Origin of the sequence: Streptomyces sp. NPDC048248, assembly GCF_043201875.1 — a bacterium.
Classification (GTDB): domain Bacteria; phylum Actinomycetota; class Actinomycetes; order Streptomycetales; family Streptomycetaceae; genus Streptomyces.
Genome location: NZ_JBICZL010000008.1, coordinates 39954 through 60142 on the forward strand (window position 1 = coordinate 39954; position 20189 = coordinate 60142).

A 20189-nucleotide genomic window follows, 5' to 3' on the forward strand; every position below is an offset into this window, starting at 1 on the left:
AGGTGCGCCGGGACACCCCGGCGCACACCCGGTCAGCCGGCCAGCGCCCGCTCGTCCGCCGGCAGCGCCGTCTCCGCACGCGGCTCGGCGATGCGCTCGCCCGCGCTCCGCCGTGCCGGCCGGGCGCCCGGCCCGTCGCGGTGCGCCGGGTCGCGGACCTCGCCGACCAGCATCTCCAGCACGTCCTCCAGCGCGACCAGACCCAGCACCCGGCCGGTCGCGTCGGCGACCGCCGCCAGATGGGAGGCGGCCCGGCGCATCGCCGTCAGGGCGTCGTCCAGGGGCAGCTCGGCGCGCAGGGTCGCCATCGGGTGCCAGATCCGCTGCGGGACCGCGCGGTCCCGCTCCTCCAGGTCCAGTACGTCCTTGACGTGGAGATAGCCCATGTACGCACCGCCGGACGCGCACACCGGGAAGCGGGAGTAGCCGGTCTTGACCGTCAGCTCCTCCACCTGGCGGGGCGTGACGGTCGCGTCGACGGTGACCAGGCCCGCCGGGTCGAGCAGCACGTCGGTGACGGGGCGGCTGCCCAGTTCCAGGGCGTCGGAGAGCCGCTCCTGCTCGGCGGGGCCGAGGAGCCCCGCTTGACCTGAGTCCTCGACGAGATGGGTCAGCTGCTCGCTGGTGAAGACCGCCTCCACCTCGTCCTTCGGCTCGACGCCGAAGAGCCGCAGCACACCGCGGGAACAGGCGCCGAGCAGGGCGGTCACCGGGCGGCACAGCCGCGCGAAGGCGACCAGGCCGGGGCTGAACCACAGGGCGGTCTTCTCGGGCGCCGCCATCGCCATGTTCTTCGGCACCATCTCGCCGATGACAAGGTGCAGGAAGACCACGAGCGCCAGGGCGATGACGTAGCCGAGCGGGTGCACCAGCGGCTCGGGCAGATGCGCGGCGTGGAAGACCGGCTCCAGGAGGTGGGCGACGGTCGGCTCGGCGACCGCGCCGAGCGTCAGGGAGCAGACGGTGATGCCGAACTGCGCGGCGGCCATCATCTGCGGGAGGTTCTCCAGGCCGTGCAGCACCTGGCGTGCCCGCTTGGAGCCCTCGGTGGCCAGCGGCTCGATCTGGCTGCGGCGTACCGAGACGAGGGCGAACTCCGCGCCGACGAAGAAGCCGTTGGCGAGCACGAGCAGCAGCGCGAACAGCAGTTGGACCAGGCTCATCGAGCCACCTCCGCGCCGGCCGGGACCCGCTCGCGGGGGGTTTCGGGTGCGGCGGGCGCCGCGGTGGCGGAGGCGAGGGGCGCCGTCCGTACGATCCTTATCCGCTCGGCGCGGTGGTGGGACACCAGCCGCACCCGCAATCGCCAGCCGTCGAGTTCGGCGATGTCACCGGGGGCCGGGATCCGGCCGAGTATGTGTGCCACCAGTCCTGCCACCGTCTCGTACGGCCCGTCGGGTGCCGCCAGGCCGATCTTGCGCAGCGTGTCCACCCGGCAGCCGCCGTCGGCGTCCCACGCGGGGCGGCCCTCCTCGGCCGGGGCATGCCCCAGCTCGGGCAGGTCCACCCGGTCGTGCTCGTCACGCACCTCGCCCACGAGCTCCTCGATGATGTCCTCCAGCGTGACCACGCCGGCGGTACCGCCGTACTCGTCGACGACCACCGCGATCGGCTGTTCGCTGCGCAGCCGCTCCAGGAGCGGCTGTACGGGCAGCGTCTCGGGCACCAGCAGCGGCGGCACCGCGATCCGGCTCGCCGGGGTGCGCAGCCGCTCGTGGGCCGGGACCGCCAGGGCGTCCTTGAGGTGCACCATGCCGACGACCTCGTCGAGCCTGGTGCGGTAGACGGGGAAGCGGGAGAGGCCGGTGGCGCGGGTGAGGTTCACGACGTCCTCGGCGGTGGCGGACGCCTGCAGGGCGCTCACGCGTACCCGCGGTGTCATGACGTTCTCCGCGGTCAGGTCGCCCAGCGAGAGGGTGCGGACGAAGAGGTCCGCGGTGTCCTGCTCGATCGCGCCGGCCTGCGCGGAGTGGCGGGCCAGCGAGACCAGCTCGCCCGGGGTCCTGGCGGACGCCAGCTCGTCGGTGGGCTCCACGCCGAGGGAGCGGACGAGGCGGTTCGCGGTGGTGTTGAGCAGCGTGATCACCGGACGGAAGAGGTGCGAGAAGGCGTTCTGCGGGCCGGCGACGAAGCGCGCGACCTGCAACGGCCTGGACACCGCCCAGTTCTTGGGCACCAGCTCGCCGACGACCATCTGGACGGCGGACGCCAGCAGCATGCCGATGACCACCGCGGTGGTCGGGACGGCGCCCTTGGGCAGGCCGGTCGCCAGCAGCGGGTCGGCCAGCAGCTGGGCCAGGGCCGGCTCCGCGAGCATGCCGACCACCAGGGAGGTGATGGTGATGCCCAGTTGGGTGCCGGACAGCTGGAAGGAGAGTTCACGCAGCGCGGAGACGACGGTGCGGGCGCGGCGGTCGCCGTCGGCCGCGGCCCGCTCGGCGTCCGCCTTCTCGACGGTGACGAGTCCGAACTCCGCGGCCACGAAGAAACCGTTGGCCAGGATGAGGACGAGTGCCGCTGCGAGCAGCAGCAGGGGGCCGGTCATGCCGCCGCCTCCGTGGTACTGGGGGGTCTCGAAGGGGCGGCGCAGGTACTACAGGACGATCCGTCCATTGCCGGAGGGAGTCACTCCTCGGGTCGCAGTTCGGCCCTCTGAAGGGCGGGGCGCGGAGCGCACCCCGGAGAACAGAGTAATCAGCAGGGCCCGGATTGGGGCAGGGTCACGGCGCCGTGTGGCGGCCGCTGCCATGCGTCTCGGTGAGTCCGCGCAGCGCACGGGCGTCACGGATGGCCTGGTCCTTGGCGATACCGGGCTGGATGCCCATCGCCGGCAGGCTGGTGCCGTCGGCGAGGTCCAGATGGACCCACGGGTCGCCGACGCGGAGATTGACGCGCAGGATCTGGGGCCAGGCCAGTTCCCGCTTGGTGGTGAGGTTGACGACCGTGACGCCCTCCTGGCGCGCGACCACCTTGGGGCGGGCGAGCAGCAGGAGGACGGCCAGGACCAGCAAGCCGGTGAGCACGAAGCTGGCCCGCTCGCCACCGCTCAGCTTCGGCAGCAGCGCCGCGATCGCCGCGAGGGCGGCGAGCTGGGCGATGCCGACGGCGTACAGGACGACCCGGGTGCGGGTCGGCCGGAAGGTCACCGGGAGGCTGGGCAGGGCGTCAGGCGCGGACACGTCGTGGTCTTCCGTCGTGGGCAGGGCGTACCGGGGTCAGCGGGGCTCGGTCACAGCCGGCAGGCGTGGATGCCGGTGGTCAGGATCGCGCGGGCGCCGAGGTCGTACAGCTCGTCCATGATGCGCTGGGCGTCCTTGGAGGGGACCATCGAGCGGACCGCGACCCAGCCCTCGTGGTGCAGCGGGGAGACGGTCGGCGACTCCAGGCCCGGGGTGAGGGCGACGGCCTTCTCGACGTGCTCCACGCGGATGTCGTAGTCCATCATCACGTAGCGCCGGGCCACCAGGACGCCCTGCATACGGCGCAGGAACTGGCGGACCTTGGGGTCGTCGTCGGGGGCGCCGGTACGGCGGATGACGACCGCCTCCGACTTCAGGATCGGCTCGCCGATGATCTCCAGGCCGGCGTTGCGCAGGGTGGTGCCGGTCTCCACGACGTCCGCGATGATCTCGGCGACGCCGAGCTGGATGGCGGTCTCGACGGCGCCGTCGAGGTGGACGACGGAGGCGTCCACGCCGTTGTCGGCGAGGTGCTGGGTGACCAGACCGGAGAAGGAGGTGGCGATCGTCATGCCGCCGAACTCCGTGACGTCCTTCGCCGTGCCCGGGCGGGTGGCGTAGCGGAACGTCGATCCGGCGAAGCCGAGCTGAAGGATCTCCTCCGCCTGCGAGCCGGAGTCCAGCAGCAGGTCACGACCGGTGATGCCGATGTCGAGCTTGCCGGAGCCGACGTACACCGCGATGTCCCGCGGGCGCAGGAAGAAGAACTCGACCTCGTTGTCCGCGTCGACCAGGACCAGTTCCCTGCGGTCCTTGCGCTGGCGGTAGCCGGCCTCATGGAGCATCGCCGACGCAGGCTCGGACAGTGAACCCTTGTTGGGGACAGCGATGCGCAGCATGAGAGCGGATTCCTTCGTGCGAGGGGGTGTTGGGGAGACGGGGTTGATCACAGGTGGGCGTAGACGTCGTCGAGGGAGATTCCCTTGGCGACCATCATCACCTGAAGGTGGTAGAGGAGCTGCGAGATCTCCTCGGCGGCGGCCTCGTCGGATTCGTACTCCGCGGCCATCCACACTTCGGCCGCCTCTTCGACGACCTTCTTGCCGATGGTATGGACACCGGCCTGCACCAGTTCTGCGGTGCGGGAGGTGGCGGGGTCGCCGGTGGCGGCCTTCTGCTGGAGCTCGGAGAAGAGCTCCTCGAACGTCTTCTTGGACATGGTGCTGCCTACCCTACGCGGTCGCCCCGTCCCTCTCAGCGCCAGGGTTCGGAGACCGAACGGAGGGTGGCCGCGGTGGCGACCGCGGCGGTGACCGCTTCGTGGCCCTTGTCCTCGGACGACCCCTCGATGCCGGCACGGTCCAGCGCCTGCTCCTCGGTGTCGCAGGTCAGTACGCCGAAGCCGACCGGTACGCCGGTGTCCACCGAGACCTGGGTCAGGCCCTGGGTGACACCCTGGCAGACGTAGTCGAAGTGCGGGGTGCCGCCCTTGATGACCACGCCGAGGGCGACGACCGCGTCGTAACCGCGGCCGGCCAGCACCTTGGCGACGACCGGCAGCTCGAAGGCGCCGGGCACCCGCAGCAGTGTCGGCTCGTCGATGCCGAGTTCGGTGAGGGCGCGCAGTGCGCCGTCCACGAGGCCGTCCATGACCTGCTGGTGCCATTGCGCCGCGATGACGGCCACCCGGAGGTCGCCACAGTTCTTCACGGTCAGTTCGGGTGCGCCCTTGCCGCTCACGATTCTCCTCGTACAGGTGATGGTGCTGGTGGTGCTGACGGTCTGCTGCTGTTGCGGTGCGTTTCCGACGTGTCGCCGCTGGTCTGCTGCCCGTGGGCGGGCAGCAGTGCTACTGGTTGCCGCAGGTGGAGGCGCGGTCGCCGTCCAGCCAGGGCAGGTCGTGGCCCATCCGGTCCCGCTTGGTGCGCAGGTACCGGAGGTTGTGCTCGCCGACCTTGACGGGCATCGGCTCGCGGCCGGTGACGTCGAGGCCGTACCGCACCATGGCGGCGGTCTTCTCGGGGTTGTTGGTCATCAGGCGCAGCGAGCGCACACCGAGGTCCTGGAGCATCTGCGCGCCGGCGGCGTAGTCGCGGGAGTCGGCAGGCAGCCCCAGTTCCAGGTTGGCGTCGAGGGTGTCCCGGCCGCGCTCCTGGAGTTCGTAGGCGCGCAGCTTCGACAGCAGCCCGATGCCGCGTCCTTCGTGGCCGCGCAGGTAGATCACCACGCCGCGGCCCGCCTCGCTGATCCGCTCCAGCGAGGCCTCCAGCTGAGGCCCGCAGTCGCAGCGCTGCGAGTGGAAGATGTCGCCGGTCAGGCACTCGGAGTGGACCCGGACCAGGACGTCCTCGCCGTCGCCGATCTCGCCGGCGACCAGCGCGATGTGCTCGACGCCGTCGACGGTGGACCGGTAGCCGTAGGCGGTGTACTCGCCGTGCGCGGTGGGCAGCCGGGTCTGCGCCTCGCGGCGGACCGTGGGCACCGACATCCGGCGGTAGGCGATCAGGTCCTCGATGGAGATGATCGCCAGCCCGTGCTTGCGGGCGAACGGCACCAGCTCGGGCAGCCGCAGCATCGTGCCGTCCTCACCGGCGATCTCCACGATCGCGGCGGCCGGGCGCAGTCCGGCGAGCCGGGCCAGGTCGACGCCCGCCTCGGTGTGGCCGTCGCGGACCAGTACGCCGCCGGGTCGGGCCCGCAGCGGGAAGATGTGGCCGGGCCGCACGAAGTCACCGGCGACGGATTCGCCGGAGGCGAGCAGCCGCAGGGTGGCGGCGCGGTCGGCGGCGGAGATGCCGGTGCTGACGCCGTGTGCGGCGGTGGCGTCGACGGAGACGGTGAAGGCCGTCCGCATCGACTCGGTGTTGTGCTCGACCATCTGCGGGAGTTCCAGCCGGTCCAGCTCCGGGCCCTCCATAGGGGCGCAGATCAGACCGCGGCACTCGCTCATCATGAAGGCGACGATCTCGGGGGTGGCCTTCTCGGCCGCGAGGACGAGATCGCCCTCGTTCTCGCGGTTCTCGTCGTCCACCACGACCACGGGGCGGCCGGCGGCGATGTCGGCGATGGCCCGCTCGACCGGGTCGAGCGCCAACTCGGCCGCCTCGGAACCGTCGAAGGCCTCCGCGTCGTACCAGCTCTGCAATGCGCTCATGCCTGTGCCCCCTCGTTCGCTTCCCCGCCGGTGCGGCGCTGAAGTGCGGATGTCTGTACTGCCTGCGGCCCTGCGGCCACGCGTACGTCGCTCACGGGAGTGCTCCTTCCAGGACGGGGCGGCCGCTCGCACGCGAGCGCAGCCACCAGTCGCGCATGCCCCACAGGACAAGGACGAGATAGACGACGTAGACGAAGCCGGAGAAGGCCAGCCCGCTGCTGAAGGCGAGCGGGACCCCGACGAGGTCGACGAGCAGCCAGGCGAACCAGAACTCGACCAGGCCGCGTGCCTGGGCGACCATCGCGGCGAGCGTGCCGACGAAGATGTAGGCGTCCGGCCAGGGGTTCCAGGAGAGCTGCGGGAGAAGGGTGAACAGGCTGCCGACGGCGACGGTGCCCAGGGCCGTGCCGCCCAGCAGCAGGCCGCGCTCGCGCCAGGTGGCGAAGCGGACGGCGATGGAGCCGTCCTGCGCCTGCTGACGGCCGCGCTGCCACTGCCGCCAGCCCCACACGGCCACGCCGATGACCAGGAGCTGCTTGCCGACGCCGCCGCTGAGGTGGGCGGAGGCGTAGGCGGCGACGAGGATGACGCCGGAGAGGAACTGGGCGGGCCAGGTCCACAGCGATCGCCGCCAGCCGAGGGCGAGCGCGGCCAGGCCGATGGTGTTGCCGACCATGTCGGACCAGATCACGTGCTGCCCGAAGGCGGTGAACGCCTCGCCGTTGAGCCAGGTCAGGGCGCTCACGAGGTAGCCCCCTCGATCGGTTCCGTGGGTGTGGCGCCGTTGCCGAGCAGCCGCTCGACGTACTTGGCGAGCACGTCGACCTCCAGGTTGACGGGGTCGCCGACCTTCTTGATGCCCAGAGTGGTCAGCGCGAGAGTGGTGGGGATGAGGCTGATGGTGAAGTAGTCCTGCGCGGCCTCGACCACCGTGAGGCTGACGCCGTCGACGGTGATGGAGCCCTTCTCGACGACGTAGCGCGCGAGCGCGGCGGGCAGCGAGACCTTGACGATCTCCCAGTTCTCACCGGGCACGCGCTCGGTGATGGTGCCGGTGCCGTCGACGTGGCCCTGGACGAGGTGCCCGCCGAGCCGGCCGCCCAGCGCCATGGGGCGCTCCAGGTTGACCCGCGAGCCGGTGGCCAGCGCGCCGAGGCTGGAGCGGTTGAGGGTCTCGGCCATCACATCGGCGGTGAACTCGCCGTCGGCGGTGTCCACGACGGTCAGACAGACGCCGTTGACGGCGATCGAGTCGCCGTGCGCGGCGTCCTCGGTGACGACCGGGCCACGCAGTCGGAAGCGGGAGGCGTCGGCGAGCTTCTCCACGGCGACGACCTCGCCCAGTTCTTCGACGATTCCGGTGAACACTTCAGTTCTCCTCGTGCAGGGCGTGGCGGATGGGGGTGGCGGTGATGCGCAGGTCGGGGCCGAGCCGCTCGGTGTCGGTCACATCGAGCCGCAACGCGTCGGCGATGGTGCCGATTCCGGCGTCGCCGAGGGCGGTCGGGCCCGCGCCGAGCAGGACCGGCGCGAGATAGCCGACGACCTTGTCGACGGACCGGGCGGCGAGGAAGGCGCCGGCGAGGGTGGGGCCGCCCTCCAGCAGCACGGAGCGCACGTCGCGCTCGTACAGGGCCTGGAGCAGGGCGGGGATGTGCAGGCCGCGCCCGTCGGCGGCGCGCGGCAGCCGGAGCAGCGGGGCGAGACCTTCGAGGTGCGCGGCGTCGGCGTCCTCGGCCACCGCGACGAGGGTGGGCGCCGTGCCGTCCAGGACGCGGGCGCCTGCCTTGACGGCGGTGGCGCCGGAGTCGACGACGACCCGCAGCGGCTGGCTGATCTCGTCGTCGGACAGCCCGCTGATCCGGGCGCCGAGCTGGGGGTCGTCGGCGCGGGCGGTGCCGGAGCCGACGATGACGGCGTCCGCGGCGGCCCGCAGTCGGTGCACGTCGGCGCGGGCGGCGGGCGAGGAGATCCAGCGACTGGTGCCGTCGGCGGCGGCGATCCGTCCGTCCAGGGTGGCGGCGTACTTCCACAGCACGAAGGGGCGGCCGCGCAGGACCGACGTCAGCCACGCCTCGTTGCCGGCTGCGGCTTCGTCGGCGAGCAGCCCGCCCTCGACGTCGATCCCGGCCTCGGCCACGGTGACGGCGCCGCCGGTGGCGGCCGGGTAGGGGTCGGGGACGGCGTAGACGACGCGGGCGACACCGGCTTCGACGAGTGCCTGGGCGCAGGGGCCGGTGCGGCCGGTGTGGTTGCAGGGCTCCAGGGTCACCACCGCGGTGCCGCCCCTCGCCCGGTCGCCCGCCGCGCGCAGCGCGTGGATCTCGGCATGCGGCCCGCCGGCGCGCTGGTGCCAGCCCTCGCCCGCCGTACGGCCCTCGGAGTCCAGCACCACACAGCCGACCACGGGATTGGGGCTGGTGTGCCCGAGCCCGCGGGCGGCGAGCTCGATGGCCCGGCGCATCGCCGCGGTCTCGACGGGGGCTGGGGTGGCCACCGGGTCCTCCTGCCTCTCAGGGCATGGACTCCGGGGCTGTCTGGAACGACAGAAGCGGAAACAAGGCCACGGGAACACCACGAGCCGGATGTGCCGACCGTCCGAAGAGGAAACCGGACGCGCCGCCGACGGCGGTGTACCGAAGCTCGCCCGCCGCGCACTGCCTCCCATCCGGACTTTCACCGTCGGTGCAGGAATTTCACCTGCTCAACCGGCCGCTGGCTGCGGACGGGTCGCGGACTGTTACCGCCGGTTCGGAATTACACCGACCCCGGAGTGCGCTGCTGCTTTCATGTCAGTACGGCTTCAGTCTGCCACGTCGGGCCGTCGCCCATGCGGGCGAAGCCTTGTGGGGTGTCTCACAGGGCCGAGCGGGGGCCGGGTGTCACAGCCGGGGGGCGTGTTTCGTCGCAGGCGGGGGAAACACTCGCCCCGGCTCCCACTTTCAAGGACGGATGCGCGATGGCGACAATTCTGGTGACCGGCGGCACGGGGACGCTCGGACGGGCCCTGGTCGACCGACTGCTCGACGACGGCCACGACGTCCGGTCGCTGAGCCGGCGGCCGCACACCTTCGCGGAGCGGCCCCGGCTACGGGCGTTCGCGGTCGACCTGCGGGACGGCACCGGGCTGGACGACGCGATGGCGGGCGTGGACGCGATCGTGCACTGCGCGACCTCCCCGACCGGTGGCGACACCGAGGCGGCCGGGCGACTCGTGGCCGCGGCGAAGGCGGCGGGGGTCCCCCATCTGGTCTACATCTCCATCGTCGGTGTGGACCGCATCCCGTTGGGCTACTACCGCGCCAAGCTCGCGGTGGAGCGGACCATCGAGGACTCCGGCCTCGGCTGGACGGTGCTGCGCACGACGCAGTTCCACAATCTGGTGCTCGGGCTGGTGAAGACCGGCGCCCGCTCCCCCGTACTGCCGGTCCTGACAGGGGTGCGGCTGCAGCCCGTCGACGTGCGGGAGGTCGCGGACCGGCTGGCGGAGCTGGCGGCCGGCGAGCCGGCCGGGCGGGTTCCCGACATGGGCGGGCCGGAGGTGCTGGACTTCAAGGAGCTCGCACAGGCCACTTTGGAGGCGGGCGGACGACGCCGGCTGCTGATGCCGCTGTGGCTGCCGGGTTCGACGTTCGCGGCGGTGCGCCGGGGCGAGAACCTCACGCCGGAGCACGCCGACGGTCGGCGTACGTACGCCGAGTTCCTTGCCGAGCGCACGGGGACCGGACCGGCACGGTGACGGCCCGCCCTGCGCCCGGCGCCTGGCGGCCCTCCGGCGAAGGGTTCCCGGGCGGCCTCCGGGCTCTGCCCGCAGCCCAACTCGCCCTGTTCGACCGGTAGTTCTCCCCCACGGGTGTACCTCGCGCCGGCCCGTGGAGGTCGGCGCGACCCGTTGGACGGCTCAGCCCGCGGGCGCGAACAGCTCGGCCTGGGCGGCGTCCCGCGCGGCGAGCACCGCGCCGCGCAGCACCGCCCGCCCACCGACCGTCCCGGCGCGCACGTCGGTACGCAGCGGGGACAGCCGGGCCAGATGTCCGGCGACGCGGCCGGCGAGCACATCGCCGCCACCGCGGCCGATCTCGCCGCCGAGGACGACGCATCCGGGGTCGAGCACGGCACACACGGCCGCCACTCCGAGGGCGATCCGCGCGGCCAGCGCGTCGAGGAACGCGGCGCCCGCTCCCCCCTCGGCGGCGGCCCTCACGAGGTGTTCGGCGGGCGGAGCGCCGTCGACGCCGGGCGTCCCGGGCACGGCGCCGGCCGCGTTCGGGAAGCCGTGTTCCGCCGCAAGCGCGCAGATCGCGGCGGACCCGGCCAGGGAGTGGAAGCCGCCGTCGCAGCCGTCGGCGGACGGCAGGGCTGCCGTGCCCGGAACCGGCAGGAAGCCGATCTCGCCGGTGCCGCCGGACGCGCCGCGCCGCAGCTTGCCTTCCAGCACGACCGCGGCGCCGGTGCCGTGTCCCAGCCAGAGCAGCACGAAGGTGTCGCGGTCCCGCGCGGCGCCGTCCCGCTGTTCCGCGATGGCGGCGAGGTTGACCTCGTTCTCCAACAGCACCGGTACGGCCGTGCGCTCACGCAGCGCGGCGACCAGCGTGGCGTGCCACGAGGGGATCCAGCCGGTGTCCCCGAATCGTCCGGTGGCGGGGTCGACCAGGCCGGGAGCGCCGACGGCGACGGTGTGCGGGGTGCCCGCCCCGGCCGCCTCCAGCGCCGTGCGCACGGCGGCCAGCGACCTCTCGACGGCCTCTTCGGGGGCGTCGTCCGGGCCGATCGGCACGGTGCGTTCGGCACGCACCCGGCCGAGCAGGTCGGCGACCGCGACGGTGGCGCTGCGGGTGCGCAGGTCCAGGCCGACGAGGTGGGCCCGGTCGGCGACGATGCCGTAGAGCCGGGCGTTGGGTCCGCGCCGCCGCGCGCCGCTCTCGCCGACGACGCTGACCAGGCCGGCCTCCTGGAGACGGTCGACGAGATCCGCGACCGTCGGACGGGAAAGGCCGGTCATCGTCTTGAGCTGATGCGCCGTCAAAGGCCCTTCGGACTGCAGGAGTTGGAGTGCCAGCCGGTCGTTGATCCGTCGTGCGGTGCTCGGTGAGGCGGTGCGGCCTGCGGTCGCCGCGCGGGGTGCGTGCATGGCGGGATCCTTGCACCCTCCGCGGCGATCGTCCTATTAACAGGCAGGGTTCCTGATAATTTAGCGCCCATGGTCGGTACCGGTAGCTCCGCCAGCCCCTCCCCGCAGCCCTCCCGCTTCTCCCCGGCGGAGCTGCGCCGCGCGCGCTGGTCCGTCGCCGCGGTGTTCTGCATCCATGGCGCGGTGACCGGCAACTTCGCCACCCGTATCCCCTGGATCCAGGAGCACACCGGCATCAGCCCCGGGCAACTCGGCCTGGCCCTCGCCTTCCCCGCGATCGGCGCCTCGCTGGCGATGCCGCTGGCCGGGCGGATCAGCCATCGCTTCGGCGCCCGCACCGCCCTGCGCGGTCTGCTCGCGCTCTGGACACTCGCGCTGATCCTGCCCGCCCTCTCCCCCGGTCTGTACGTGCTCTGCCCGGTCCTGCTGCTCTACGGCGCCACCGCGGGCATGTCGGACGTCGCGATGAACGCGCTGGGGGTGGAGACCGAGAACCGGCTCGACCGGCCCATCATGTCGGGGCTGCACGGCATGTGGAGCGTGGGCGCACTCCTCGGCTCCGCGGCCGGCACCGTCGCCGCGCATGCCGGCACCGACGCGCGGCTCCATCTGGGCGGCGCCGCCCTGGTGTTGACCGCCCTGGGCGCGCTGGCCTGCCAGGGAGTGCTGGATCTGCGCAGCTCCCCCGAGGAGCATCCGCCACCGCGCTTCGCGCTGCCACCTCGGTCGGCGCTCGTCATCGGGGCGGTCGGGTTCTGCGCGGTCTTCGCGGAGGGCGCGAGCCTCGACTGGTCGGCGGTCTATCTGCGCGACGCGCTGGGCACCGACGCGGGCCTGGCGGCGGCGTCCACCACGGCCTTCGCCTGCACCATGGCGGCCGCCCGGCTCGCCGGCGACAGGGTGGTGGCCCGCTTCGGCGCGGTGCGCACCGTCCGGGTCGGCGGGGTGCTCGCGACGGCCGGCGGACTGCTGATCGTGGCGGCGCGGCATCCCGCGATGGCGATGGGCGGATTCGCCCTGATGGGCCTCGGCATCGCGGTCGTCGTCCCGCTCGCCTTCGCCGCCGCCGGCCGCAGCGGCCCCGCGCCCAGCCAGGCCATCGCTGGCGTGGCCACGATCACCTATGCCTCAGGGCTGATCGCGCCCTCGGCGATCGGCGGGATCGCCCAGGCGACCTCGTTGACCGCGTCGTTCGCGCTGGTCACCCTGCTCGCCTTCGGGCTGGTCGTGGGCGCGGGGGTGCTGCGGGTGCCGGGCCGCGAGACGCGTCGGCACCTGGCGGCGCCGGCGAGCGACGCGAAACAGCCCTGACCGACGCCGCCCGGCGGCCACCACCGCGCGGCCGGCCCCGGTCCCGGCCGTACCGGTGGCGCCGGCGGCGTCCTGGGGCGTGGCGTCTCAGGCCGCGTCGGCCTCGGCGATCGCCGCGGCGTCGGCCTCCGGACGCACCAGGTCCGCGGCGACGGCGCGGGCGCGGTCGGACCACGGCGTGGGGCGCAGGGCCTGCGGGTCGACGCGGACCAGCACCCGGTGGCCGTGGGCGTAGGTCTCGTCGCCGTCGGCGGAGCAGAGCCGGAATCCGTACGTCAGACCGGTGCGGCCGAGGCGTTCGACCCACAGGTGGGCGGCGTATCGGCCGGGCCTGGTGACCGGCCGCTCGTAGGAGACGTGCATCTCCTTGATGACATTGCACATGTCACCCGCGGCCTCCCAGTCGCCGTCGAAGCCGAAGCCCTGACCGTGCCAGTACTCGGCCCAGGCGCGCTCGACCATCAGCGGGTAGCGGGAGTTGTGGAGCATGCCGAGCGCGTCGAGGTCGTCGAAGTGGACGGTGACGGGGACCAGTTGCCCGAACGGGACGGGGGTGGTGGCCTGCAGGGATTCGACGCTCACGGGTGGTGCTCCTGAAGTGCTTGGTGCAGTTGCTGCTGCCGGGACGGGGAAACGCTGGGACTCCGCCATCGTAAGCGGACGCTTAGAATGCTTTGCCCGGTGGGCGGCGTGACCGAAAACATGATTCTCGGATTGCCACCTATCGGGATGAAGCGAACGTGGCCCGCCCTAACATTGGCCGGTCGATCACCGTGGAAGAAGTGGAGCAGTCATGGGCCTCGGGGTGCGCTGGACCGTGCATGGCGACGGACGCAATCCGGCCCCTGGAGCAGTGGTCAGGCCGGACGAGCGGCTGTCGTGGCCGCGGACCGCCGGTCTGGGCGCCCAGCATGTGGTCGCGATGTTCGGCGCGAGCTTCGTCGCACCGGTGCTGATGGGGCTCGACCCCAACCTCGCGATCATGATGTCCGGCGTCGCGACCGTCATCTTCCTGCTGGCCACCCGCGGCCGGGTGCCCTCCTACCTCGGCTGCTCGCTCTCCTTCGTCGGTGTCGCAGCCGTCATCCGGGCGCAGGGCGGCACCAGTGCGACCGTCACCGGTGCGGTACTGGTGGTCGCCGTCGCGCTCTTCCTCGTGGGCGTCGCCGTGCAGCGCTTCGGTGCGCGGATCATTCACGCGGCGATGCCACCGGTGGTCACCGGCGCGGTGGTGATGCTGATCGGCTTCAACCTGGCGCCGGTGACGGCGAGTACGTACTGGCCGCAGGACCAGTGGGTGGCACTGCTGACCATGCTGGTCACCGGGCTCGCCGTGGTCTGCCTGCGCGGCTTCTGGTCCCGGATCGCGATCTTCCTCGGCCTGGTCTTCGGCTATGCCCTCTCCTGGGTCTTCGACCGCGCCTTCGGGATGATCCACTCGGTGAACGGCGCGGGCAAGGTCGTCGACCACTGGCGGCTGGACTTCTCCGCGGTCGGCTCGGCGGACTGGGTCGGGCTGCCGTCCTTCCACGGGCCCGCCTTCGAGTGGTCGGCGATCCTGGTCGCCCTGCCCGTGGTGATCGCGCTGGTCGCGGAGAACGCCGGACACGTCAAGGCGGTCGGCGAGATGACCGGCGACCCGCTGGACGACAAACTCGGCACCGCGATCTCCGCTGACGGCGCGGCCTCGGTGCTCTCCACCGCGCTCGGCGGCCCGCCCAACACCACGTACTCCGAGAACATCGGCGTGATGGCGGCGACCCGGGTCTACTCCACGGCCGCCTACTGGGCCGCAGCCGGCTTCGCCCTGCTCTTCGGCCTGTGTCCGAAGTTCGGCGCGGTCGTGGCCGCGATTCCCGGCGGTGTCCTGGGCGGCATCACCGTGATCCTGTACGGCATGATCGGGCTGCTCGGTGCCCAGATCTGGATCCACAACAAGGTGGACCTGCGCAATCCGCTCAACCTCGTGCCGGTGGCCGCGGGCGTCATCATCGGTGTCGGCGGCGTCAGCCTGAAGATCAGCGACAACTTCGAGCTGAGCGGCATCGCGCTGGGCACGATCGTGGTGCTCTCCGGCTACCACGTGCTCCGCGCCCTGGCCCCGGCCCATCTCAAGGCCCAGCCACCGCTGCTGGACGAGGGCACCTCGACCTACGACGAGACGGGCACGGATCCGGGACCGGCATCGGGGACGGGCCCGGACAAGGGCTGACCATCCGATGGCGGAGGAGCGCGCGGCGTACGGCCCGCGCGCCCCTCCCCCGCCCGGCGTCGTCAGCCCAGCTTCCTGACCGCCTGGTAATACGTCCAGGCCAGCCCGTTGCAGGAGGCTTTCTTCGCGCCTGAATAGCGCGCGCAGACCCGCTTCAAATCCTCGTACAGAGCACTGTCCAGACGCGGTTTATTGGCGTCGAAGGTCCCGGCGTCCTTGTAGTTGCGGTAGCCGAAGTCATGCCGCGCGCAGGAGATCTGGAAGGGGAAGCCGAGCGGATTGTCGGGCGACTTCGAGCAGTAGTCGGTGGTCCAGTCGAAGCGGTACGCCGCCCACGCGGCCTGGTTGCCGCGGGCTGCCACCCACTTGGTGTAGCTGCTCGTGCTCGTCTGCGTCCAGCCCGACAGCACCTGGGGCTTGTCGGCGGGTGCGGCCTGCGCCGGGAGGGCTGCCACCAGCACGGCGGTGGCACTCAGAAGGGGAACGGAGAGGGCGGCGGCGAGTCTTCTGGCCATGCGTCAACCTCCGGAATGCGGCACCGCGTTGTCCGCGGCGGATCCAGGAATGCCGAATTGATGCGCTTTTCAAAGGCCGTTGCCGCTCGTGGCGGCTCGTGCGAAAGTCACAAGAGGTGCGCCGTTATTACCCCGTTCCGGTCATCGCCACACAGCTCACCCCGATATTCGCCCACCGGGTGTCACGCTGAGCGGATGACGACGACTCAGCAGCGCGGCGGACTCGACCGGCAGCACGACGCCCCGGTGCCCGCCGCCGGCGCGGGGCCCGCGACGACCGCGGGCGTGGGGCATGTGCTCGCGCGGATGCGGGACCTGGACGCGGCGCTGCCCGCGCAGGACGGACTGGCCGTCTTCAACCGGATCTACCTGGGGGTCACCGAAGAGGTGGCGCGGCGCATCGACCAGGGCGAATTCCAGGATCCGGTGGCCGCGGGCGAGCTGGACGTCCGGTTCGCGCGAAGGTACTTCGGTGCCGTGGACGCCGACACCGCCGGGCTGCGGCCGCCGGCCTGCTGGCGACCGCTCTTCCAGCTGCGTCACCATCCCGGCGTGCGTCCCCTCCAGTTCGCGCTGGCCGGCATCAACGCGCACATCGGCCACGATCTTGCGCTCGCCGTGGTCGACACCTGCCGGACGCTTGACTGCGAACCGGCCTTCCTGGAAGGGGACTTCGAGCGCATCGGGGCCGTACTGACGGGCCTGGAGGAACGGATCAGGGAGAGTCTGATGCCCGGCCCCGACGTGCTGGACATCGCCGATCCGCTGACCCATCTCGCCGGTTCCTGGAGCCTGGAGATGGCCAGGGACGGGGCATGGGCCGCGGCCCGGATGCTGTGGGGCGCCCGCCGGTTGCCGGAGGTCGCCGAGGAGTTCACCGAGCGGCTGGACGCGAGTGTCGGCATGGTCGGCCGGTGCCTGCTGACCCCGCTGAACTGACCCGGCCGAAGCGACGGCTCCCGTACCTCACCGGAGAGGCATCCGCCGGTCAGGGGCCGCCCCCGCACGGGCCCTCACGGGACGGCAGAGGCGGCGGACCGTCCCTCGGTCCGCCGCCTGCTCACCCGTACCGGAGTCCGGTCAGTCCTCGGGGAGTTCCACCGGCGCGATCTCGTCGTAGACGTCCCCGGGGCCCGGGTTGGTGGCGTCGGTGCCACCGCCGAAGTGGTGCATCACGCCCCACACCGCGTTGAGCGCGGTCTGCACCGCGCCCTCGGCCCAGCCGGCCGTCCAGGAGATGTCGTCGCCTGCGAGGAAGATTCCCCGCTTGTCCTCGGGCAGCCGGTCCTGCATGAAGTGCGTGAACAGCCGCCGCTGGTAGCGGTAGTGGCCCGGCAGGTTGGCCTTGAACGCGCCCATGAAGTAGGGCTCGTTCTCCCAGGACACGGTGACCGGGTTGCCGATGATGTGCGAGCGGATGTCGACCTTCGGGTAGATCTCCGACAGCGACTTGAGCATGACCTCCATCCGCTCGTTGGCGTTCAGCGGCAGCCACTTCAGGCTGTCGTCGCACCACGTGTAGGAGAGGCAGATGACGGCGGGCCGGTCAGGACCGTCGTCGAGGAGGTACGTACCGCGGGTCATCCGGTCGGTGAGCGTCATGCTCATCACGTCCCGGCCGGTCTCCTCGTCGGTGTCCAGCCAGAACGGCCGGTCGACGGGCACGAACAGCTTGGAGGACTCCATGTAGTGGGTGCGCTCCATCGCCGTCCAGTGGTCGATGGGGAAGAGCGCGTCATCGCACGCGATCTTCGACAGCAGCATCCAGGACTGCGCGGTGAAGACGGCCGCCTCGTACGTCCGGATGTCCCCGTCGGCGTCCGTCACGGTTATGCGGTTGCCCGCGGTGCGGTTCAGCCGGGTCACCGCGGGGCGCGGCGCGCCGTCGTGCAGCGAGGACAGCGACGTGCCCTGCGCCCAGTGCACGATCTTCTCCGGCTCCCGCTCCCACAGGCGCAGCGGCAGCTGCTGGCTGCCGCCGACGATGCCCCGGTGGTGGTCGTCGGCCTCGGTGTAGACGACCCGCAGGATCTCCAGGATGGAGTTGGGGAAGTCGGTGTCCCAGCCGCCGGTGCCGAAGCCGACCTGACCGAAGATCTCCCGGTGCCGGAAGGACTTGAAGGCGGTCGAGTCGCAGAGGTAGCCGTAGAAGGTCTGGTTGTCGAGCTTCTCGACCAGCCGGGACCAGATCTCGCGGATGCGCGGTACGTCGCGCTCGCGGATCGCCTGGTTCATGTCGGAGAAGTCCGCGCCCTCCTCCAGGCAGGCGTTCCACGCCTCCATGACCTGGTGGTAGACCTCGGGGAGATCGTCCACGGTCCGCGCGTAGTGCGACTCGCCCTTGAGGTCGACGATCGTCGACGGGGTGTCCGGCGCCAGCGGGTTGGGGAACGGCTTGGTCTCCAGCCCCACCAGGTCGATGTAGTGCTGCAGCGCCGTGGAGCTCGGCGGGAAGCGCATCGCGCCCATCTCGGCGGTCAGCGAGGGGTCGCAGCCCTCGAAGCCGACGGTCCGCAGCCGGCCGCCTATGGAGTCCGCTTCGTAGACGACGGGCTTGAGGCCCATCTTCATCAGCTCGTAGGCGGTGATGATGCCGGAGAGACCGCCGCCGATGACCGCGACCTCCTTGCCGTGCTCGACCGCGGGGACCTGGCCGAGGCCCGCCGGGTGGTCGAGGAAGTCGTCGTAGGCGTACGGGAAGTCCGGGCCGAACATGGTGATCGGCGGCTGGGCATCCGCGTGGGGGGTGGCGGCGGTGGGCACCGTGGACGTCATCGGGTACGGACTCCTTGCGAACGGGCGGTCGGCGGGCAGCAGTCCGCGGACTGCGCCGGGACGGGCGGGCGCGCCGGGGCGGGCGCGGCAGATCGGGGGGGCAGGGCCGGTGGGGCGGCCGGTTCACTCCATGGCGGGTGCGGCGGGTCGGATCACGTCAGCGGGCCGTACAGCTCCGGACGCCGGTCGTGCAGGTACGGGTTGTTCTCCCGTGATTCCTTCAGGAAGGCGGCGTCGACATCGGCGTGCACCAGCTGTTCGGTGCGGCCGGCGCGGGTGCGGACGATCCCGTCGGGACCCGCCAGGCAGCTGAGCCCCACGAACTCGAACTCGCCTTCCGCGCCGACCCGGTTGACGTACGCGACGTACATCTGGCTCTCGAAGGCGCGCACCGGGATGACGGATTCGGCGACGAACTGGAAGGGGTGCATCTGGGCGGTGGGCACCAGGAGCAGATCCGTACCGGCCAGGGCGTGCGCGCGGACGTTCTCCGGGAACTCCACGTCGTAGCAGATCATGACGCCGACCCGTACGCCGTCCAGCTCGGCCTGGACCACCGGCTGCTCCCCGGGGGTGAACCACTCGCGCTCGAAGCAGCCGAAGAGGTGCGTCTTGCGGTAGTTCGCGAGCCGGGCACCGTCCGGGCCGATGAGCTGCGCGGAGTTGTGGACCGGCGCCCCCTCGTCCGGGACGGCACGCTCCGGGTAGCCGTAGAGCACCGCGATGCCGTGCTCTACGGCGATCTCGCCGACGGCGCGGGCACCGGGGCCGTCGGCGGGCTCGGCGAGGCGGTGGATGCCGTCGCCGATTGCGTAGCCGGTGAGGAACAGCTCGGGACAGGCGAGCAGCCCCGCGCCGGCGGCCGCCGCCTCACGTGCCGCGTCGCGCAGCACGCGCAGGTTGTACGCGACGTCGCCGGGCCGTCCCGAACTCTGGAGCAGGGCGGTGCGGAGCGACGACATGGGACCCCTCGGCGGGACGGTTCGGGCGGGACGCATTGACGGTACGGGCCCCCGGTGACCCGGGACAAGACGCCACCGTTGCGCGCCGATGGAGCATTCGTTGCGCGTTGAAGCGCCTCGGCGGCGATTCGTTGCGTCGGCGTTACCGCAGGTCGGGAGGGGGTGGTGGGCATGGCCCCGGGGGCGGGAGGGCGCGGTTTCAGGGCAGTGCGGCGCGGGCGGGGCGCCGTTGTTCCGTGCAGCGTGCCCACCGGGGCGCACCACCGCGGCGGGCGGCAGCGGCAGGCAACAGGTGACCGGCCGATTTCAGCCTTGCGGCTTGCGGCTTCTCGGCCTCAGCGCCGAGGCCGACGGGCGAGTTGACGGCAAGCCGGCACTCGGCGGCGCTTGACCTGAAGTCCGCTTGAGGTAGCAGGATCGCCGGCATGGACACCTCCACCGCAGCGATGCGGCACCAGCTCCGGTACCTCACCGACCGCGCCGGGATCGACGACCTGCTCGCCCGTTACGCCCGGTCCTTCGACGAAGAAGTCCTCGACGAGCGGTGGGCTCGCGCGTTCCACACCGAGGACGTCACGGCCGTCCTGCCCATCGGCACCGTCCACGGCCGCGACGAGCTGCTTGCACACGTCAGCCGTGCGATGACCCTCTTCGACCGGACCGTGCACCTGGGCGCCAACGCCGCCATCGAGATCGACGGCGACCGCGCCACCGTGCGCGGTGCCCAGCTGAGCACCCACATCCTGGAAGACGGCTCCGAGAGCCTCTTCGTCTCCGCCGGTCTCGCCGACACCGAACTGCTGAGAACCGCGGAGGGCTGGCGGATCCATGCCACGTCGCTGCGCATCGTATGGACCCGGGGCACTCCGCCCCGGCTACCGCAGGACATGTCCGCGGGGCCGGGCGCCCTGGTTTCCCCAGGGCCGGAGTGAGCGGGTCCACGACCCCCG

General features: G+C 72.0%; 20 protein-coding genes and 1 riboswitch. Of the genes, 5 read left to right on the forward strand and 15 right to left on the reverse strand.

From position 1 onward, the window contains the following. Positions 1 to 32: 32 nt before the first annotated feature. The 10 genes from ACGFZW_RS18305 to ribD form a co-directional block, all read right to left on the reverse strand. On the reverse strand, positions 33 to 1163 hold the full coding sequence (locus tag ACGFZW_RS18305; protein WP_393894164.1) for a hemolysin family protein: 1131 nt from the start codon (positions 1161 to 1163) through the stop codon (positions 33 to 35). Next, entirely contained in the window at positions 1160 to 2545 is a 1386-nt protein-coding gene (locus tag ACGFZW_RS18310) for a hemolysin family protein (protein WP_393894165.1), read from the reverse strand. The genes ACGFZW_RS18305 and ACGFZW_RS18310 overlap by 4 nt, the downstream gene beginning before the upstream one ends. Before the next feature lie 175 nt (positions 2546 to 2720). Then, the gene (locus ACGFZW_RS18315) at positions 2721 to 3179 is read right to left on the reverse strand and encodes a PH domain-containing protein (protein ID WP_393894166.1); all 459 of its coding nucleotides are present in this window, start codon (positions 3177 to 3179) and stop codon (positions 2721 to 2723) included. A gap of 50 nt (positions 3180 to 3229) precedes the next feature. After that, positions 3230 to 4078: an ATP phosphoribosyltransferase gene (hisG, locus tag ACGFZW_RS18320; RefSeq protein ID WP_393894167.1), complete on the reverse strand. Its 849-nt coding sequence runs from the start codon at positions 4076 to 4078 to the stop codon at positions 3230 to 3232. A gap of 47 nt (positions 4079 to 4125) precedes the next feature. Then, on the reverse strand, positions 4126 to 4398 hold the full coding sequence (locus ACGFZW_RS18325; RefSeq protein WP_086720687.1) for a phosphoribosyl-ATP diphosphatase: 273 nt from the start codon (positions 4396 to 4398) through the stop codon (positions 4126 to 4128). A gap of 35 nt (positions 4399 to 4433) precedes the next feature. After that, a complete protein-coding gene (gene ribH, locus ACGFZW_RS18330) occupies positions 4434 to 4919 on the reverse strand; it encodes a 6,7-dimethyl-8-ribityllumazine synthase (protein ID WP_393894168.1) in 486 nt (161 codons plus the stop codon). 109 nt (positions 4920 to 5028) lie between these two features. Next, the gene (locus ACGFZW_RS18335; RefSeq protein WP_393894169.1) at positions 5029 to 6333 is read right to left on the reverse strand and encodes a bifunctional 3,4-dihydroxy-2-butanone-4-phosphate synthase/GTP cyclohydrolase II; all 1305 of its coding nucleotides are present in this window, start codon (positions 6331 to 6333) and stop codon (positions 5029 to 5031) included. 91 nt (positions 6334 to 6424) lie between these two features. Then, a complete protein-coding gene (locus tag ACGFZW_RS18340; RefSeq protein ID WP_393894170.1) occupies positions 6425 to 7078 on the reverse strand; it encodes a nicotinamide riboside transporter PnuC in 654 nt (217 codons plus the stop codon). Further along, positions 7075 to 7701, reverse strand: coding sequence for a riboflavin synthase (locus ACGFZW_RS18345; RefSeq protein WP_393894171.1), 627 nt, complete (start codon positions 7699 to 7701; stop codon positions 7075 to 7077). The genes ACGFZW_RS18340 and ACGFZW_RS18345 overlap by 4 nt, the downstream gene beginning before the upstream one ends. A 1-nt stretch (position 7702) precedes the next feature. Next, positions 7703 to 8797, reverse strand: coding sequence for a bifunctional diaminohydroxyphosphoribosylaminopyrimidine deaminase/5-amino-6-(5-phosphoribosylamino)uracil reductase RibD (gene ribD / locus ACGFZW_RS18350; protein ID WP_393894514.1), 1095 nt, complete (start codon positions 8795 to 8797; stop codon positions 7703 to 7705). Positions 8798 to 8983: 186 nt separating this feature from the next. Then, positions 8984 to 9114: riboswitch (FMN riboswitch) on the reverse strand. Positions 9115 to 9292: 178 nt separating this feature from the next. Here ribD and ACGFZW_RS18355 point away from each other — a divergent pair. After that, positions 9293 to 10072, forward strand: coding sequence for an SDR family oxidoreductase (locus ACGFZW_RS18355; RefSeq protein ID WP_393894172.1), 780 nt, complete (start codon positions 9293 to 9295; stop codon positions 10070 to 10072). A gap of 162 nt (positions 10073 to 10234) precedes the next feature. Here the strand turns inward: ACGFZW_RS18355 and ACGFZW_RS18360 are convergent, their stop codons facing one another. After that, positions 10235 to 11464, reverse strand: a complete 1230-nt coding sequence (locus ACGFZW_RS18360) for an ROK family transcriptional regulator (RefSeq protein ID WP_393894173.1) — start codon at positions 11462 to 11464, stop codon at positions 10235 to 10237. Between the two features lie 69 nt (positions 11465 to 11533). Here ACGFZW_RS18360 and ACGFZW_RS18365 point away from each other — a divergent pair, with 69 nt between their 5' ends. After that, positions 11534 to 12775, forward strand: coding sequence for an MFS transporter (locus tag ACGFZW_RS18365; protein ID WP_393894174.1), 1242 nt, complete (start codon positions 11534 to 11536; stop codon positions 12773 to 12775). Positions 12776 to 12862: 87 nt separating this feature from the next. On the opposite strand, the gene ACGFZW_RS18370 is transcribed toward ACGFZW_RS18365, so the two are convergent. Beyond that, positions 12863 to 13357: an acyl-CoA thioesterase gene (locus ACGFZW_RS18370; protein ID WP_393894175.1), complete on the reverse strand. Its 495-nt coding sequence runs from the start codon at positions 13355 to 13357 to the stop codon at positions 12863 to 12865. A gap of 211 nt (positions 13358 to 13568) precedes the next feature. On the opposite strand from ACGFZW_RS18370, the gene ACGFZW_RS18375 reads away from it, so the two are divergent. Beyond that, the gene (locus ACGFZW_RS18375) at positions 13569 to 14987 is read left to right on the forward strand and encodes a uracil-xanthine permease family protein (protein WP_393894176.1); all 1419 of its coding nucleotides are present in this window, start codon (positions 13569 to 13571) and stop codon (positions 14985 to 14987) included. Positions 14988 to 15049: 62 nt separating this feature from the next. Here ACGFZW_RS18375 and ACGFZW_RS18380 read toward each other — a convergent pair whose 3' ends face one another. Then, positions 15050 to 15502 (reverse strand): phospholipase, encoded by a 453-nt coding sequence (locus tag ACGFZW_RS18380; protein WP_393894177.1) that lies wholly within the window; start codon positions 15500 to 15502, stop codon positions 15050 to 15052. Between the two features lie 306 nt (positions 15503 to 15808). Here ACGFZW_RS18380 and ACGFZW_RS18385 point away from each other — a divergent pair, with 306 nt between their 5' ends. After that, positions 15809 to 16441, forward strand: coding sequence for a DUF5995 family protein (locus ACGFZW_RS18385; protein ID WP_393894515.1), 633 nt, complete (start codon positions 15809 to 15811; stop codon positions 16439 to 16441). 141 nt (positions 16442 to 16582) lie between these two features. Here ACGFZW_RS18385 and ACGFZW_RS18390 read toward each other — a convergent pair whose 3' ends face one another. Both ACGFZW_RS18390 and ACGFZW_RS18395 read right to left on the reverse strand, forming a co-directional pair. Further along, positions 16583 to 18277: a flavin monoamine oxidase family protein gene (locus tag ACGFZW_RS18390; RefSeq protein WP_393894178.1), complete on the reverse strand. Its 1695-nt coding sequence runs from the start codon at positions 18275 to 18277 to the stop codon at positions 16583 to 16585. A gap of 152 nt (positions 18278 to 18429) precedes the next feature. After that, positions 18430 to 19239, reverse strand: coding sequence for a carbon-nitrogen hydrolase family protein (locus ACGFZW_RS18395; protein WP_393894179.1), 810 nt, complete (start codon positions 19237 to 19239; stop codon positions 18430 to 18432). 425 nt (positions 19240 to 19664) lie between these two features. Between ACGFZW_RS18395 and ACGFZW_RS18400 the strand changes: the two genes are divergently transcribed. Next, a complete protein-coding gene (locus ACGFZW_RS18400) occupies positions 19665 to 20171 on the forward strand; it encodes a nuclear transport factor 2 family protein (RefSeq protein ID WP_393894180.1) in 507 nt (168 codons plus the stop codon). Positions 20172 to 20189: the final 18 nt, after the last annotated feature.